Here is a 15,609-nt window from a genome sequence, read left to right on the forward strand (position 1 = left end):
ACGATTTCAGGGACGATAAACGCGTCCGCGGAACGTCGCAATTCGGTTTCCACCCTCACCCGTTACTGTGATTTCGTATTCTGCAGTTCGACCGGAGACGTGCGTCTCCTCGGCCGTGGCCGTGAGCGTTTCGCCGGTGTCGGCGGCTTCCAGATACGAGATGTTCGCCTCCAATCCGACGGCGGGTTCGCCGTGGGAGTTCGACGCCGCGGCGAAGGCAGCGTCCGCAAGCGAGTAGATGGCAGCTCCGTGTGGAGTTCCATGGAAGTTGAGCAGATCCTCAGTGATCGTCAGTTCTGTGCGAGCGAATCCCGCCTCTAGTTCAACGATGTCGATACCGAGCGTCTCGCAGTACGAATCGGATTCGATACGTGACCGTGTCTCATCAGATACGTTCGACATACAGGAAACTAATTCAGAAAGCTGACGTAAATACGTACTGGTTGTTGATAATTTTATTTATATGTTTGGCCGTGAATCACCACGAACGTAAAATTATTTAATGGTGGTTTGCGAAATACGGTGTATGGCCTACAGCTACGAGCCACATCACTTCGAAGACTTCGAAGAAGGGCAAGAATTCATTAGCGTCGGTCGGACCGTCACGGAGTCGGACTTCGTGATGCACTCAGCGCTCAGCGGTGACTGGACTGAACTGCACACCAACAAGGAGTACGCAGCCGAACAGGACGATTTCGGCGAGCGTATCGCCCACGGTCCCATGACGTTCGTGCAAGCGACTGGATTCGTCTATCGCACTGGTATCGTTGAGCGGACCGCGCTCGCGTTCTTGGGCATGAACTACATGGATCTGCCCAACCCAGTCTTCATCGGCGACACCCTCCAGCTCGAGATGGAGGTCACGGAGAAGAAAGAAGTCGGCCGCGACGACGCTGGCCTCGTCGTCCTTGACACGGAGATGGAAAAGCAGGACGGCACCACCGTTCTCGAGGGCGACATGAAGTTCCTCATCAAGAAACAGGACTGAGACCTGGTTTTCGTTTCTCACGTGCCTCGCAGAAGGGAACAGCTCTAACTGTCATGCGGGCGCTATCAGCCAGTCCCGGCCCGACCGTGAGCCGTCGTGTGGGTGCGCCGGGCCTCGTGACGGCAGCCCGTATCAGGGGATCTGTCTCCCTGTCACGTGACAGTCACAGCAGAACTTGAGCGGAGCGACTGATACGTGATCATACGGTCAGCAAACGATCGGGGAGGCAGGACAGTGCGTGTCGTTCGCTTTGATCTGGGACGGACGCCTATCCGTCAGTCCCGGCGCGACCATGAGTCCCCTTCTGATCACGGAAACTCGTATAGCAGGCCGTCCGAATAGGGGTATGACTCGAACGAAGAACGGGAACGTTCACTACGTTTCTGTGGGCCGTAAACGCTGTTGACACCACGGACATAAACTGTTAAGGTGAATGGACCGTTCGTATCGAACGCAATGGAATACTCCGGTCCGACAGACCTGTATATCAACGGCGAATGGACAGCTGCGAGCAGCGGCGAGACGATCGAAACCGAAGACCCAGCGACCGAAGAGCCGTACGCGACGGTCCAGAAGGGGGACGCGGACGACGTCGACGCAGCCGTCCAGGCGGCCGCCGAGGCGGTCGACCACGGCTCCGAGTGGCGAACGATGGACCCCGACGAGCGCGGCCAGTATATGCACGCGATGGCCGACGCGATCGAGGAGTTGAAAGACGAGATCGCGATGGTCGAGTCCCACGACAACGGGAAGACGCCGTTTGAGGCGGGCCTCGAGATTGACCTGGTCGTCGATACTTTCCGGTACTACGCCGGCTGGTCCGACAAGATCCAGGGCGAGCAGATTCCGGTATCCGACTCTCGACTCAACTACACCAAGCGCGAACCGGTCGGGGTTACCGCCCATGTCTCTCCGTGGAACTACCCCTTCCAGCTCGCGGGCCGAAGCATCGCACCGGCGCTGGCGACCGGCAACAGTGTCGTGCTCAAGCCGTCCAGCATGACACCGCTATCGGCACTTTACTACGCCAAGGCTGCCGAACAGGCGGGTCTCCCCGACGGCGTCGTAAACGTCGTTCCCGGCTCCGGGAGCGGCGCGGGCAGCGCACTGGCCAGTCATGACGATGTCGACCACGTCACGTTCACTGGTAGCACCGGCGTCGGCCAGACGATCCAGAAGGACGCCGCCGACAGCGTCACGGACGTGACGCTCGAGCTCGGCGGGAAGGGTCCGGCTGTCGTCTTCCCCGACGCCGACCTCGGTGCGGCCGCCCGGGGTGTCCAGTATGGCATCTTCATGAACGCCGGTCAGATGTGCTGGGCCAACTCGCGGCTGGTCGTCCACGAGGACGTCGCCGACGAGATGATCGATCGGATGGCCGACATCGCCGAGAACATCACGCTCGGCAGCGGAATCGACGACGACGGCCAGATGGGGCCGGTCGTCAGCGAGGGCCAGCAACAGGAGATCCTCGACTACATCGAGACCGGCAAAGCGGAAGGTGCAACCGTCGTCGCCGGCGGTGGCGTTCCCGAGGACAAGGACGCCGGTCACTTCGTCGAACCGACCGTCTTCGCGGACGTGACCAACGACATGACCATCGCCCGTGAGGAGATCTTCGGCCCCGTCCTGTCGATCATCGAAGTCGAAGACGAGGACGAGGCCCTCCAGGTCGCCAACGACTCGCCGTACGGGCTGACGTCTTGCGTCTGGACGAACGATCTCAGCCGCGCACACACCATGGCCGACAAACTCGAGTACGGCATGGTCATGGTCAACGACACGCCCAACACCTGGCCACAGACGCCCTTTGGCGGCACCAAGCAGAGCGGTCACGGACGTGCACAAGGAGAGGAAGCGATCGACGCCTACACCGAAGTCAAGAACGTTCACGTCAACCTCGAGTGACGACGAACCGATCGGTCGATCGAGAGTGACGACGTAGCGACCTGTCTACTCGTCGGAACAGTGCGGTCCTGTGACATGCCGAGCGCGCCTGTTTTCGACCCCTTCTTGACCGCTCCCGTTTCGGGGCGGCTCAGACGGTCTCCTGTCAGTCAGTGCCGGTACATCCGCGACCGGCCTGCGGGTGCACCGGTACACAGTGACGAGACACCGTATCACACCTGTCTTCGGACGGAGTTGCCACGATGAATATTGGAGTTGCCTGTGATGACTCGAGCACAGTAACGAGCTGTCAGAAATGATCGTGTCTGGGATACACTAGCATATTGAGGAGTTCACCGAATAGACTTACAATGTGACACTCTCTGAGAACGGAATGAATGGAAGTCCGGATCGAGTGGACCGGAAACGACCGCGGAAACGGCACGGTCGCTACACGACTGCTATGATCGAAACGGCACTGCCAGTCGAGGAGTCAAGTGTGCGTGGGCTACGCGAACTTCTCGAAGGGCTGATCGCAGTCGTTGCAGTAGTGCATCGACCGGCACAGCGACGGCCCTTTCGGGTGGTCGCGTTCGGTGTTCGCCGAACCACAGTAGGGACACTCGGCCTGTTCGTGCTTCCCGGACGTATCGACGCTGGGGTCAAGGTTGCGCATGGTTAGACACTGAGTCCGAATTCGCGGAGCGATTCTTTGCCCTGTTCGGTGACCATGTCGACGGTCCAGCCGGGCGACCAGACCACGGCAATCTCCGCCGTGTCGATGCCCTCGACGGCACTCACGGACTGTTTGACCTCGTTGATCAGCATGTCGCGAGCGGGACACCCGGTGTAGGTCAGCGTCATGTCGACCGCAGCGACGCCGCCCTCGACGGAGACGCCGTAGATGAGGCCCAGATCCACGATGGAGATCGGCATCTCCGGGTCCTCGACCTCGTAGAGGGCCTGCCAGACGCGGCGTTCGACGCCTTCGGCTCCCCGTCCGGTGGCCGGCACCTCGCCGTCGACGGATTCTTTCTCGTCGTACTCGACGTCCTCGTCGTTGTCGTAGCTCGTATAGGCGCAAGCCGTCGCGTCGTCGTCACGCTCTGGGCGCTCGTACTCGCTACTCATCGTCGTCCATGATGTGGGTGGCGTAGTCGCGACCGAGTTCGTCGTAGGCTTCCGTCATCTCGTCAAGGAGCGATTCCCAGTGGTCGGTGTGGTCGCCGTCCCGCCCGAGGTGCTCGGGGAGTTCGTCCGGCGAAATGTGCACGTCGTACTGGTCGGGGAGGTCCAGTCCCGGCACCTCGATGCCGATCGATTCGAGGAAGTCGCTGACGCGGTCGTGCCACGTGTCGCGGAGTTCCACGAGGTCCTCGCCGCGCAGGCCACGCTCGACGATCGTGGCTTCGACCTCCTCGTCGGTCGGCTCGAAGAGCGTCAGCGCGTAGGGATACAGCCGGTCGACGGCGTCCTGGACGTTCTCGCGTCCCTCGTCGTCGGCCGCCAGCCGCTCGAGCCAGTTCGTGGCGTACTCGAGGTGGTAATCCTCCTCGCCGAGCACCTTGCCGACGCGGTCACGGATGGGTTCGAACGTCGAGTTCTTGAGCGCGTGCAGCTGGATGTCTTCGGCCACGTCGTACAGGTACGCGCGAACGATCGCGTCGGCCCAGTCACCCTCCGCGAAGGGCTGTTCGACGAGCGTGCTGTGACGGAAGTCGTCGGCGTCGCGCTCCCAGATCAGATCCGTCTCGTCGTAGCCGAAGCCCTTGAGCACCTCGTACCAGAGGCGGGCGTGGCCCAGTTCGTCCTGTGCGATGTTGGCCATCGAGATGTCCGACTCGAGGGTTGGGGCGCGGACCTGCCACTCGGTGTAGCGCTCGGCCAGGACGAGCTCGTCGTCGGCGAGTCGGAAGAGCAGGTCCTGCACGGCTTCCTGTTCGGCCTCGTCGAGGTCGTCGGTGGAGGCAAACGTGGCGTCGTCAGCGGCCGCCATTATGCCTCACCCCGCTTGCGCTCTGCCTCGGTGAGTTCTTTCTCGGAGGCTTCGACCTCCTCGGCCGCCGGCTCAACGTTGTACGTCCGGGCGAAGCGATAGGACTTGTTGGTTGTCCCGCCGAACTTCGCGTCCTCGGTGTCGACCTCGCCGATCTCCTCTTGGGGAACGACCCAGAGGCTGTTGGTCGGCTTGCGTCGGCCGTGCTGGACCTCCGCGAACAGCAATGCCATCTCACGGTCTGGTGCGTGAACGTTGCCACAGTGGGTGTGATAGTCACCCGCCTGGTTCTGCCGGAACACTTCCCAAATCATTGTTAGTCAGCCGCCTGTGGTGATTGACCGCCCGCTGCGAGCACTTCCTGTTCGTCGAGGGCGTTGCGGACCCATTCGACTGCGTCCTGTGCGTGCTTGCGGCCTTCGATCTGGCCGACGCCGGGCTCGTAGTCGTTTTTCGCGATGGTGAAGAACTCGTCCCAGTCGAGGTCGTCCTCGACGACGTCGTACGTGCCGTCGTCGTTCTCGCGGATCCGTGGCTCGTCCGGAATCTCCAGGCCGTACTTCTTGGCCTTGGGGAGGTACGTGTTGAGGAACGCGTTCCGAAGTTCGTCGTTGGTCATGACCTTCAGGCCGACATCCGCGGCGAAGTCGTGGTGAGACGACTGGTCGTCGGTCGGACCGAAGAACTGCAGGATGCGTGGCCACCATTTATCGAAGGCCTCCTGAGTCATCTCCTGTTCTTTCTTCGAGCCGTTCATCAATTCGCCAAGGATGCTCTCGCCGTGTTTGACGTGGAAGCCTTCCTCGAAACAGATCTTATCCATCGCGTGGGCGTATGGTTCCCAGCTGGACTTCTTGAGCGTCGCCTGCCGGCGCATCGCTGCGCCGTCGACGAAGAACGCGATCATCGGCGTCTCGACCCACGATTCGAGCGGGTAGTGGAAGCAGTTGAGGAACTTGCCCTTACCCTCGGCCAGATCGTCGAGCATCTCGTCCCGGGTCTTGACACCGAGCGACTCGGCGGCCCGGTAGAGCAACTGCCCGTGACCGATCTCGTCTTGCACCTTGGCGCTGAAGGCCATCTTCCGCTCTAGGCTCGGTGCCTTGCGGATGAACGGGCGCTCCAAGTACGCACCCATGATCTCACTGTTCGCATGGAATTCGAGCATTCGCGTCGCCGCCTTCCGGTACTCCTCCGGCAGGTCGTCCTTGGGGCTGAACTCCCGTGGACTCGCACGTGCCTTGGTTTCTTCAACGTTCATTGTTCATCATGTACTACGGCCGGTTCGCGCTTACTAATTGTGCAGTCTATATACGGGGTTTATATGCTTAGGGTCCTGAAATGATACGTATGATAGAAGAATGTCTGATGACGGAATTCCGGATCAAAGGTGATGACTGCCCGCTCGCGGATGCGACGAGGCACCTCGAGGAAACCGTCGATGCCGCCCCGCCACTATTGCGCGATGACGGAAACGTGTTGCTCCGGTTCAGTTCCTCGTGTGGGGAGGAACTAACGGCGGAACTCGACAACGACGACCGCGTTCGCTATCTCTATCAGGCGAAGACGGACGGACGGTATAATTACCGCTGTCTGTCACTTCATCGCTGTGTTGTCCACGAACTCATCAGTACCGGCTTCATGGTCGAGTCACTGACCTATCAGAACGGGAATGCGATTCTGACGGGGACAGTCGTCGGGAACGATATCCTAAAAGACGTGTTGGAAACGGCAGGACAGACCGTTGGGATACAACTCCAGCGGGTGTACTCGATGCGGCCCGAGAATGACGACGCAGTCGACAAGCAGTGGGATATCACCCCCGCGCAGGAAGAGAGTCTCCGGTATGCACTGCAGATGGGATACTTTCAGGTCCCCCGACAAACGACTGCGGGCGAAGTCGCGGATGCACTCGGGATCAGCAAGACGGCTTTCCTCGAACGGCTTCGTCGGGCACAGGAGGCTCTGTTTTCGGAACTGTTCTCCGACGTTGACCAGCAGGCCGGCAACGACACTTAATTATTATCGGGTCCGAGAATTACTGGCATATGCGAATCGACGACGGATCCATCCGACAGATCACTTTCGACCGGCCTGATGTATACAACGCTATGACCGCAGCGGTCGCCCACGACCTCGCGGACGCGCTGATTAATCTCGACTCAAGCGACCACGACGCCGTCGTCATCACTGGCGATGGCGACGCCTTCAGCGCCGGGGGTGACATCGAGGCGATGGCTGAGCGAGACGAATCAGCACCGGAGGCGTACGAACGCGTTCGCACGACGCTTGGACGCGTCGCCGAAGCAGTACTGACAGCACCCGTCCCGGTCGTCGCGAAGGTCAACGGCGATGCCGTCGGCGCTGGCATGGCACTCACTGCGGTTGCGGATTTCGCTTATGCCGCCGAGTCCGCTCGTTTCGGGGCCTCCTTCATCAACGTCGGTCTGGTTCCCGACCTCGGCGGCACCGCGATTCTCCCGCGACTCATCGGGCTCCGAAAGACGAAGGAACTCGCGTTCACTGGGAAGCTCCTCTCGGCCACGGAGGCGGCCGATCTCGACATCGTCAACGAAGCGGTCCCGGACGATCAGCTCGACGACCGGGTCGACAACCTCCTCGAGACGCTCGCTGAGCAACCGACGGAATCCATCGGTCTAGCCAAACGTGCGATTCACGGTAATCTGGGCGCGTCGCTGCAAGAAGGACTCGAGCGTGAGGCTCACTTCCAGACGCTCGCCTACGACACGGACGCCCATGCCGAGGGCGTCGATGCTTTTCTCAATGATCGGACTCCGGAGTTCTAGTGGAAGCTGACGCCGACGTCGTGAACGTGGTTGTAGAATTCGATCATGACTAACACCCCGTCTGGTGTCCAGGCGCGACGATTTCAATGACACTCCCGGGCCCGTCCGCTCACGACTTCAAGCGTACGATGGGTGTTGCGCGTTCCACACTCTTGGGAGTTGACACGCACTCGCTCGAACTTATTTCTACGCATGTTGATGGACTCGCCGAGGCTAACTGATGGCTACTCGCCTGTGCTGTTCCATGGCGGTGACCATGAGAGCATCATTCTCGCTGAATTCGGCCATGGGACAGATCAGTACGGCAAAGAATAGACTATCGTTCCAGACGCAGACAATCCATAAGGTTTTGATTATTGAGCGAAACAGCCCAACTATGGAGATTGACTTGCCTGGCATCGACAGCCAGCGGCTCATTGACACGCACGCCCACCAGCCCACGAGCGAGTTCCTGCACGATGCAGGCGGTGAGATGATGGAAGACGCCGCAAACAAGTTTGGAACTGACTTGGAGACGTGGGATTACGAGGCGATGCTCGAGGAGTACGAAGAGATGGGCATCGGTCGATCCATTCTACTGGGATGGGACGCCGAGACCAACACCGGGAGTCCACCGGTTCCGAACGACTACGTAGCTGAGATTCGCGATGAGTATCCCGATTTCTTCGTTGGGTTCGGGAGCGTTGATCCACTGAAAGATGACTGTGTTCAGGAGGCAATTCGGTGTGTAGAGGATCTTGACCTCGATGGATTCAAGTTCCAACAGATCGCACAGGGATTCGATCCCTCCGCAGATCGTCACGCGCATCTTTGGAATACTATTGAAGATCTTGGTGTGCCAGTAATCTTCCACGGTGGTAACTCGACGCTCGGGGCCGGTAGTCCCGGCGGTCGTGGTTTGCGGATTGAGTACGGTGATCCGATGCTCGTTGACAGGGTGGCCGCCGAACATCCCGACCTCCAGATTCTGCTTGCACATCCTGCCTTCCCTTGGGAGAAAGAACAACTTGCCGTCTGTCAGCAGAAGGGCAACGTCTACATGGATCTCTCCGGATGGATCCCGAAATACATCGATGATCAGGTCCTCCACTATGCAGGGTCCGTCCTACAGGACAAGGTGATGTTTGGAACTGACTATCCGATGATCCATCCTGAAGACTGGCTCAAATCCTTCGAAAAACATACCGACTTCGATGAGTCGGTCCAGCGAAAGATTCTCTACGAGAACGCTGAAGAGTTCCTTGGCCTCTCATAGTCCGTCTTAGCCATATTTACAATTAGTTAAAATATCTTAATTTATAAAAAATAAAATTATAAAAGATAAAACCTTCTTTTTGATTAATAGATTGTAATCTCTAGAAGAATTGTCACAGAACCTTTTTCACCGTGTGATCGCATTTTTCGTTCGTAGTTGCGGATAGAAATAATGATGCGACGACATAACTTGAAGAAAATCTTCGTTCGCACATGGACGCAGCTTAAATAACGTCCACGCCCAAGTCTATAGTCTCTGACCACTTCGTTGACTCGTTTAATTCCTATCCGGTTGTACGTCTCAACTATAGTAACCACTGAAAGAGGGTGTCATAGAACGAGTGGCACACCAAAGAGCAGGGTGAACGCTGTGGTGGATGAGCCCAGCGATCCTGCAAGAGCATTCTTCGGTAGAGACGTTCTTCAATGTCGTAGAGACAGAGACGCTAGCGTTGTTTGAGCACCTCTCTTTCGAGTTTCTCGAAGAGTTCGACGTGTTCGCCCCGGCGGAGACGAGGCGAACACGAGATCATGAGCTATCAGAGATGATGCGTGGTTTCCTCCATTGCTACTACAAAGACATCTACGGCATCCGCCCCGTTGAACGAGAGCTTCAGAATACAGTTGTCTGGCTCAGTTGTGGCTTCGATCGACCGCCGTCGAGAGATGCGGTCGATCGCTTTCTCACCGAGCTCGAACACGTCGTTGACGAAATCTTCGACCACCTCGTCGAGCAGGCCGCGGCGGGCGGCCTGCTCGACTTGACCTACTGCATCGATTCGACTGACGTGAGAACGATGCCAGCCGATCAAGATGCGTCGAAATGCTACGATCCAACCGCCGAAGACTACTACTACGGCTACGGCTGTACGATTGTCTCGACCGGACAAAAGATCCCTATCGCCGCGGAATTCACCGAGAGCAAACAAGCACCAGAAGAGACGGCGATGCGCGTCACGCGTGACGCGCATCGCCGTCGAACAGCCGATCTGGATGGTCGGTGATAGTGCCTACGACACGCTTGACTGGCACGACCACCTGCTGACCGCAGGGGTCGTACTAGTCGCTCCGTACAACGCAGGAAACACTGACGACCCGAAAGACATCGAGTTCAGGGTCGAAGACCGCATCACCGAGCACAGTAAGGATGTTCAGCTGAAGCAGTCGACGTTAGACGAGACGTACAACCGCCGTACGGGAGTCGAACGAACCAACAGTGCAGTCAAGGACTGCGGCCTCGGGCACGTTCGAGCCCGGGGCCGCGTCCATGCACGAGCGCAGGTGTTTCTTGCTCTATGTCTCCGTCTCGTCGTTGCGATCACCAATTATGAACGTGGAGACAATCCAGGAAGTACCGTGATCTCGGTGTGAGAAGACTTCTATGACGCCCTCACTGAAAGCCAATCAATACCTGATCACACGACATTAAGTTTGATTGAATCCGGTATTCTGTATTTGGCTGTAGTGACCGTCGAATAGCTTTCAAAATAATATAATTGGGCAACCAATGCCGCTTCACCAGACCTTCATAATTATTTAATATAAACTGGTGGATTGCCCTGGAAATCCGGCGTAGTAGGTTTGGGAAGGCATCATTGCTCAATTCCAGGGCGACATCTCACCACCAACTTAGGGACTTGTAAGCCGGTCCATCACCGGCTTTCTGACGATCACACTGATTATATCTGCCCTCGATATTACCTCTGTACGGAGCATTGCTGTGCAAATATCACTCTTCGTCTTCAGGTGAATGAGTTACTCAGTCTACACATCCACTTGCTAGTTAATTCAACCATAATAAGTTAAAACTAACTCCCTGAGAGCCTTTCGATGACACGCTCCATATCTGTTATAATATAATATTCAGAGGGATCAAACGCCGAACTGTTGCATTACGAACTATTTCAGCAACGTCGAATGGCAACTAATGCTCATATCAGATACAATCCAAGGCTACAAATTTATCGACCGGCTTCTATTTGTTGCAGCGGTCAGTTCTCATGTACGGGATTCAATCCTCAGTAGCTGACGTACCATCCAGAAGTTCGTGATTAGATATACTAGCTTCCGGCTTTAGAAACTGTGCCCGATCAAATTGAGCGAGTTCGTCTCCCTCGGCGACTCGTGTCGGCCAGTCTGGGTTTGCGAGAGCACTTGTCCCAAGTGTCAAGAGATCTGCCCCACGATTAAGAGCTTTGCGTGCTGCTTCAGGTGTACCCAGGCTACCATTGGCGATAACGGCTGTGTGATCTGTGCTGTATTCGACAGCGGCTTCTGCAAGCGTTGGTCCATCGGCACCAAATGTCGATGCAGTGGCGTCGCGTTCAGTTGTGTGGATGTAGTCTGCACCAGCAGCCGAGAGTTCCTTGAAAAAAACGGCTGCTGCATCTTCTCCTTCGGGCCACTCATAGTCGTAGTCGGTTACCATTGTCTGTGAGATACGGACACCAACAACGAAGTTCTCGGGAACTGCCTCTGCGACCGCGGAGACGACTTCGGCAGGATACCGAACGCGGTTCGCTGGCTTACCACCATACTCGTCTTCGCGTTGATTTAGCGACTTCGAAAGGAACTCATTGAGGAAGTAGCCGTTTGCAGCGTGCAATTCCACGCCGTCGAAGCCAGCGTTGTGGGCGTTTTTTGCTGCTGTAACAAAGCCCTCGCGCGCAGTCGCAAGGTCATCCTGCGTGGCTTTCTTTGGAACAGGATACGTTCCACTTCCACCGTAGGCTTCGGCCTTCTCGCCGTCCGGTTGGACGGCTGATGGGGCGATTGTCTCTTGGTTATTGCTGCGTGGGATTCCTTGGTTTTGAGCACCGCTGTGCATCAATTGCGCGAAAATAGCTGTGTCACTATCGTGAACGGCATCGACAACCTGCGTCCACGCGTCGGCGTGCTGTGCAGTGACTAGGCCCGGCTGATTGAGATAGCCCTTACTGTATTCGTCATCAGTGTAGACTCCTTCAGTAATGACAAATGAAAAACCGCCATTGGCGAACTTCGCGTAGTACTGCGCCATCTCTTCAGTTGCCCGTCCATCGGCCGTCGCGCTCACTCGCGTCATCGGTGCTAGACCAACTCGATTGTCCAGTGTTAGTTCACCTAGCGAGGTCGAGTCAAACAACATCCTACCACCGTCTATGGGTCGGACATGCATAGTCACTCGGTTGGAATATACCAATCAAGACTATAGTTCTGGGCTATCTTTCATGTATCTGTGCGCGAGTTTGTCTTCACCATTGAGTACGAGAGAGGCGCAGACCAGCTGATGGACCTCTTTACCGAGAATCCTAACCTCCAAGCGGAAACGATGGCCATTCACGTGACCCAAAGGTCGATATGGCGTCTGGAACGTGTCACGGGACCGACCACAGCGCTTGAAGCTTTCGATGACCACATCGAAAACACCACCGTCTGCAGTGATATCATCGGGATGTGCGACGCACCCGTTGTCGAGAGTGATCACGAAGTCCTCTCACGGACGCCTAATCGTCGAATCGTCTACTCGGTCCGTACGGAAGGAAACGGGGTTCACTCGATACCGTTCGTCGCCGCAAAACACATCGGTGACGGCCTGCTGATGCAGTCGAAACGTCGTGCGAACAAGTATCAATGGAGTCTCCTTGTTGACGATGATGACACGGTTAGAGATATTTACGAAGAACTGACCAACGGACTACGGGATGGGCTGTCTCTCAGTATTCAGCGTCTCAGCGAACCCCGGTGCTGGATCAAAAGCAACTTCCGTACGGATTCTCTGCCAGCGGAACAGAAGGCTGCGCTAGAGGCTGCTGTTGCGTACGGATATTACGAAACACCTCGACGCAACTCACTCAAAGAAATTGCGTCGGCGATGGACATACCTAATTCAACGCTGCAATATCGGCTAAATCGAGCTGAAGCGTGGCTCGTGAAGCAATTCATCTCTAACACACTTACCACCGATACGGAAAAGCGGACTAAACAAGTCGAATTCAAAGTGTAAAACCGAATGCTTCGACTGCTTACGGAGTCAGGATGCCTTGTTGAACGCAAGACGGCATCGGGGTGGGGTTGCTGATCTACAATTTCACGGCGTTAGAGACGGCTTTTCGACCTCAGAAGATGCAGTAGCTGTCAGTCACAGCAATTGCTGATGAGTCAAAACTATGGTACCTTGCTCCGTTGTTCTGGTGACGACGGCGATGCCTCTCCCGGATACGTCCGGAAAAGGGGAGCAGGCGGCGAGCCCTAACTCGCCGCCTGCGTTAGGTTATGCACGATGCACTTGCGAGTTAGCTCCCGGAACTGGCCGTGCCAGCTCCGGGAGCGGAGCTTCTCGCCGTCGTCTTGCTTCAACTGCGAGAAGCCGGTTTCACTCATCCAGCGCTGGTTGTAGTCATCGTTCATTCGTGCGTTGTGGGCCTTCTGCAACGGTGTCTGCTCCCTGTGCTTGATCAACGGTCGCGTTGACTCGGAGCGACACTCCTCACGGAGGTCGCTCCACGAGTAGTTCGCGTCAGCAGACAACACACGCAGGTCTTCCGCGTTCCGGCGGAAGACCTGCATCCCGATGTGGCCGTCCCAGGCCTTCTGCGTCGTAAAATGAACGTCCTTGATCGCCAGTGAGTTCACGTCGATCAAGATCGTTGTCTTCATCGACTGGAATGAGTAGTTCGCTCGATCGCGGTAGTGGTAGCTGGTTTGATCGCGCTGGAAGCCACTTGCATCAATCGCAGCTTCACCACTCCAGCCCGCCTGCTCCGCGCTTCGGCGGAGCAGGCGGCGGAGTTCACGCATCCGATACTCGTCTTCCCACCGGCAGAACGAACTGTAGTGCGGTGCCTCGTCGAGACCGAATACAGCAAGAACACCTGGCATCTCGTTGAGGTAGTCTTCAGTTTCACGGAGGCTCTTCTCCAGTTCGACGCGGAACAGAATTAACGCGATCTGTGTCCACTTGGCGTACCCGTCCGCGCCGTCCGGCGCGGCGGGTACGTCCGGATCGTCAACGTGCTGTTTGGCAAGGTCTCGACACATTCGCGCTAGCCGTCTGAGCGATGCCATATCGCCAGACGGCGTCCATTTCCCGGTTAATCTGACGGAAGATACCCGTGAGAGCGTCTGAGACTGCCGTCATTCGGCGGCAAAACAAGGCAAGTCAGGACCGTCTCGCCGGTCAGCGTGTCATATGTCAAATAAATATTGGGAACTCAGAGTAGTCATTAGGAATAAATGTTTGGCTGAAAACAGTAGTGTTCATGCAGTGTTCAGATTGCTCTATTGAAAATGGCCGACAGCGTCGAGTTTGGTCGGTACTGGTTTGAGAGAACGAGGTCAAGAAGCCGATTATGGCAGTCGCCCATTCGTCTTTAGCTAAGCCAGATAGTAATATTCAAGACAGAGAATATAACCAGAAGTATTGGGAAAGGCAATCCCAGCCGGTGAGACGCTGTTCATCGTGAAAACAGGCGATAAGAAACACTGAGAGTTGGTTTCTTCGGCGTTTTGGCGTGGTGTACGAGCTAAATTCGACCGAAGATCACGGCTAGATAGTATTACTGTGAGTATTAGCTAAAGACGGATGGGCAGTCGCCTTCCTTGACCTCGTTGAGAAGGTACTACGCGTAGCAAAACAAGCGTTGGGGAATCATGCGGGGAAGCCCGAGTCAGGCGGGCTTCCCCGCGAAGTACACATCGTCGCTCATTGTATTCAGAAGGAAGAAGGCCACACGTTCACTGAACTTGTTGATCGGCTCGGACTTATGCCGGAGGGGTGCAATTGCCTCGGCATTCATCCCGAGGCATTGCCTGATCCAACGACGTTCTACCACTCTCTAGACCGATACGCGATGTACGTGTGGCGGGCGTTGCTGCGCGTCTCTGCGCAGCAACTNGACAGCACGTTCTTCGAACGTGACCAAGCCTCGCAGTACTACCTCCAACGGCAGAGTCGGACGGTCACGACAGTCAAAGCGACGACACTGACCGATACAGAGTCATTGGCGGTGCTGGACGTGCATTGTTGTATCGAGCGTGAACACAATACGAAGGCTGGCCCGCGGGTCGTCCGCCGGAACGCGGACGACCTGCGGGCCGTCGTCGCCGACAACGGATTCCAAGACTGGCACACCGAATACGAGCTGTCCGCGTACGATCTCGATTATCGTGTTCATCATCGTGGATCGAAGCCGATGGCTGTAGCACACAATGCGCTCAATCAGACGAACAGCTACACGCAACGATGGATGGTAGCGACGTCCTACTCAACGACGAAGCGAACGCAAGCCTCTGCCTTGCGTTCGCGGTTCTGGTACCGCCAGTTCCGTGAGATCGTCCTCATGTTCGCTCTCCATAACATCAAAAAGACCGCTACAAAGCTATGATCGTACCGCCGTACCGCATTTTCAATAGAGCATTTCAAACAGCTTCTCTGAGACCGATCGTAACGGGTGTCAGCTGTATGGTGGTTTGTGGAATTTGAGATCCCGAAATTGTGGACTACCATCACGTTTCTGGGATGTAGAGCGTCTACAAACGAGCTTCGGAGGAATCAAATAAAATCCGAGTAGAACTTTCTTGAATCCTATGTCGCAATCCTTGGTTCGCTAAGCAAGCTGTGTCGAGCAGCGTCCAACACACGATTTAGGAGATAGAACGCGAGTCCTGCGGCTTGCCGCAGGCGAGCGACACCGAGT

At 56.5% G+C, this 15,609-nt stretch carries 15 protein-coding genes and 1 pseudogene; 8 read left to right on the forward strand and 8 right to left on the reverse strand.

Going from position 1 to position 15,609, the window contains the following annotated elements; genetic code table 11:
* Positions 1–6: 6 nt before the first annotated feature.
* The gene (gene paaI, locus C476_RS08090; RefSeq protein WP_008011732.1) at positions 7–402 is read right to left on the reverse strand and encodes a hydroxyphenylacetyl-CoA thioesterase PaaI; all 396 of its coding nucleotides are present in this window, start codon (positions 400–402) and stop codon (positions 7–9) included.
* 124 nt (positions 403–526) lie between these two features.
* Here paaI and C476_RS08095 point away from each other — a divergent pair, with 124 nt between their 5' ends.
* Complete coding sequence (locus C476_RS08095) at positions 527–988, forward strand: MaoC family dehydratase (RefSeq protein ID WP_008011733.1); 462 nt, start codon at positions 527–529, stop codon at positions 986–988.
* Between the two features lie 456 nt (positions 989–1,444).
* Positions 1,445–2,896 carry an aldehyde dehydrogenase family protein gene (locus C476_RS08100; protein WP_008011736.1) on the forward strand — a complete coding sequence of 484 codons (1,452 nt, stop codon included), beginning with the start codon at positions 1,445–1,447 and terminating at the stop codon, positions 2,894–2,896.
* A gap of 487 nt (positions 2,897–3,383) precedes the next feature.
* On the opposite strand, the gene paaE is transcribed toward C476_RS08100, so the two are convergent.
* From paaE to paaA, 5 genes are read right to left on the reverse strand one after another with little or no spacing between them, the layout of a single operon-like run.
* Positions 3,384–3,551, reverse strand: coding sequence for a 1,2-phenylacetyl-CoA epoxidase subunit PaaE (paaE, locus tag C476_RS18930; protein ID WP_008011738.1), 168 nt, complete (start codon positions 3,549–3,551; stop codon positions 3,384–3,386).
* Positions 3,552–3,553: 2 nt separating this feature from the next.
* Positions 3,554–4,006 (reverse strand): 1,2-phenylacetyl-CoA epoxidase subunit PaaD, encoded by a 453-nt coding sequence (gene paaD, locus C476_RS08105; RefSeq protein ID WP_008011740.1) that lies wholly within the window; start codon positions 4,004–4,006, stop codon positions 3,554–3,556.
* On the reverse strand, positions 3,999–4,871 hold the full coding sequence (gene paaC, locus C476_RS08110; protein WP_008011742.1) for a 1,2-phenylacetyl-CoA epoxidase subunit PaaC: 873 nt from the start codon (positions 4,869–4,871) through the stop codon (positions 3,999–4,001). Before paaC ends, paaD begins: the two co-directional genes overlap by 8 nt.
* The gene (gene paaB / locus C476_RS08115) at positions 4,871–5,185 is read right to left on the reverse strand and encodes a 1,2-phenylacetyl-CoA epoxidase subunit PaaB (protein ID WP_049911664.1); all 315 of its coding nucleotides are present in this window, start codon (positions 5,183–5,185) and stop codon (positions 4,871–4,873) included. Before paaB ends, paaC begins: the two co-directional genes overlap by 1 nt.
* Positions 5,186–5,187: 2 nt before the next feature.
* Entirely contained in the window at positions 5,188–6,132 is a 945-nt protein-coding gene (paaA, locus tag C476_RS08120; RefSeq protein ID WP_008011746.1) for a 1,2-phenylacetyl-CoA epoxidase subunit PaaA, read from the reverse strand.
* Between the two features lie 89 nt (positions 6,133–6,221).
* Between paaA and C476_RS08125 the strand changes: the two genes are divergently transcribed.
* From C476_RS08125 to C476_RS08140, 4 genes and pseudogenes are all read left to right on the forward strand, one after another.
* A complete protein-coding gene (locus C476_RS08125) occupies positions 6,222–6,890 on the forward strand; it encodes a helix-turn-helix domain-containing protein (RefSeq protein WP_049911665.1) in 669 nt (222 codons plus the stop codon).
* Between the two features lie 29 nt (positions 6,891–6,919).
* A complete protein-coding gene (locus tag C476_RS08130) occupies positions 6,920–7,678 on the forward strand; it encodes an enoyl-CoA hydratase/isomerase family protein (RefSeq protein ID WP_008011749.1) in 759 nt (252 codons plus the stop codon).
* Positions 7,679–8,054: 376 nt separating this feature from the next.
* A complete protein-coding gene (locus C476_RS08135; RefSeq protein ID WP_008011751.1) occupies positions 8,055–8,933 on the forward strand; it encodes an amidohydrolase family protein in 879 nt (292 codons plus the stop codon).
* A gap of 376 nt (positions 8,934–9,309) precedes the next feature.
* Positions 9,310–10,303: pseudogene (locus C476_RS08140) on the forward strand (transposase).
* A 640-nt stretch (positions 10,304–10,943) separates the two neighbouring features.
* On the opposite strand, the gene C476_RS08145 reads toward C476_RS08140, so the two are convergent.
* The gene (locus C476_RS08145) at positions 10,944–12,059 is read right to left on the reverse strand and encodes an oxidoreductase (protein ID WP_049911666.1); all 1,116 of its coding nucleotides are present in this window, start codon (positions 12,057–12,059) and stop codon (positions 10,944–10,946) included.
* A 90-nt stretch (positions 12,060–12,149) separates the two neighbouring features.
* Here C476_RS08145 and C476_RS08150 point away from each other — a divergent pair, with 90 nt between their 5' ends.
* On the forward strand, positions 12,150–12,917 hold the full coding sequence (locus tag C476_RS08150) for a helix-turn-helix domain-containing protein (RefSeq protein ID WP_008011755.1): 768 nt from the start codon (positions 12,150–12,152) through the stop codon (positions 12,915–12,917).
* 245 nt (positions 12,918–13,162) lie between these two features.
* Here the strand turns inward: C476_RS08150 and C476_RS08155 are convergent, their stop codons facing one another.
* Positions 13,163–13,978: an IS5 family transposase gene (locus C476_RS08155; protein WP_083857042.1), complete on the reverse strand. Its 816-nt coding sequence runs from the start codon at positions 13,976–13,978 to the stop codon at positions 13,163–13,165.
* A gap of 575 nt (positions 13,979–14,553) precedes the next feature.
* Here C476_RS08155 and C476_RS08160 point away from each other — a divergent pair.
* The gene (locus tag C476_RS08160; RefSeq protein ID WP_049911667.1) at positions 14,554–15,297 is read left to right on the forward strand and encodes an IS5/IS1182 family transposase; all 744 of its coding nucleotides are present in this window, start codon (positions 14,554–14,556) and stop codon (positions 15,295–15,297) included.
* Positions 15,298–15,609: the final 312 nt, after the last annotated feature.

Source organism: Natrinema limicola JCM 13563 (assembly GCF_000337475.1).
Classification (GTDB): domain Archaea; phylum Halobacteriota; class Halobacteria; order Halobacteriales; family Natrialbaceae; genus Natrinema; species Natrinema limicola.

Bases quoted from the DNA above. Each gene is read 5' to 3' on its own strand.
- paaI (WP_008011732.1), bottom strand. From the start codon at position 402: ATGTCGAACGTATCTGATGAGACACGGTCACGTATCGAATCCGATTCG.
- C476_RS08155 (WP_083857042.1), bottom strand. From the start codon at position 13,978: ATGGCATCGCTCAGACGGCTAGCGCGAATGTGTCGAGACCTTGCCAAA.
- C476_RS08135 (WP_008011751.1), top strand. From the start codon at position 8,055: ATGGAGATTGACTTGCCTGGCATCGACAGCCAGCGGCTCATTGACACG.
- paaB (WP_049911664.1), bottom strand. From the start codon at position 5,185: ATGATTTGGGAAGTGTTCCGGCAGAACCAGGCGGGTGACTATCACACC.
- C476_RS08130 (WP_008011749.1), top strand. From the start codon at position 6,920: ATGCGAATCGACGACGGATCCATCCGACAGATCACTTTCGACCGGCCT.
- paaD (WP_008011740.1), bottom strand. From the start codon at position 4,006: ATGAGTAGCGAGTACGAGCGCCCAGAGCGTGACGACGACGCGACGGCT.
- paaE (WP_008011738.1), bottom strand. From the start codon at position 3,551: ATGCGCAACCTTGACCCCAGCGTCGATACGTCCGGGAAGCACGAACAG.
- C476_RS08095 (WP_008011733.1), top strand. From the start codon at position 527: ATGGCCTACAGCTACGAGCCACATCACTTCGAAGACTTCGAAGAAGGG.
- paaC (WP_008011742.1), bottom strand. From the start codon at position 4,871: ATGGCGGCCGCTGACGACGCCACGTTTGCCTCCACCGACGACCTCGAC.
- C476_RS08145 (WP_049911666.1), bottom strand. From the start codon at position 12,059: ATGTTGTTTGACTCGACCTCGCTAGGTGAACTAACACTGGACAATCGA.
- paaA (WP_008011746.1), bottom strand. From the start codon at position 6,132: ATGAACGTTGAAGAAACCAAGGCACGTGCGAGTCCACGGGAGTTCAGC.
- C476_RS08100 (WP_008011736.1), top strand. From the start codon at position 1,445: ATGGAATACTCCGGTCCGACAGACCTGTATATCAACGGCGAATGGACA.
- C476_RS08125 (WP_049911665.1), top strand. From the start codon at position 6,222: ATGATAGAAGAATGTCTGATGACGGAATTCCGGATCAAAGGTGATGAC.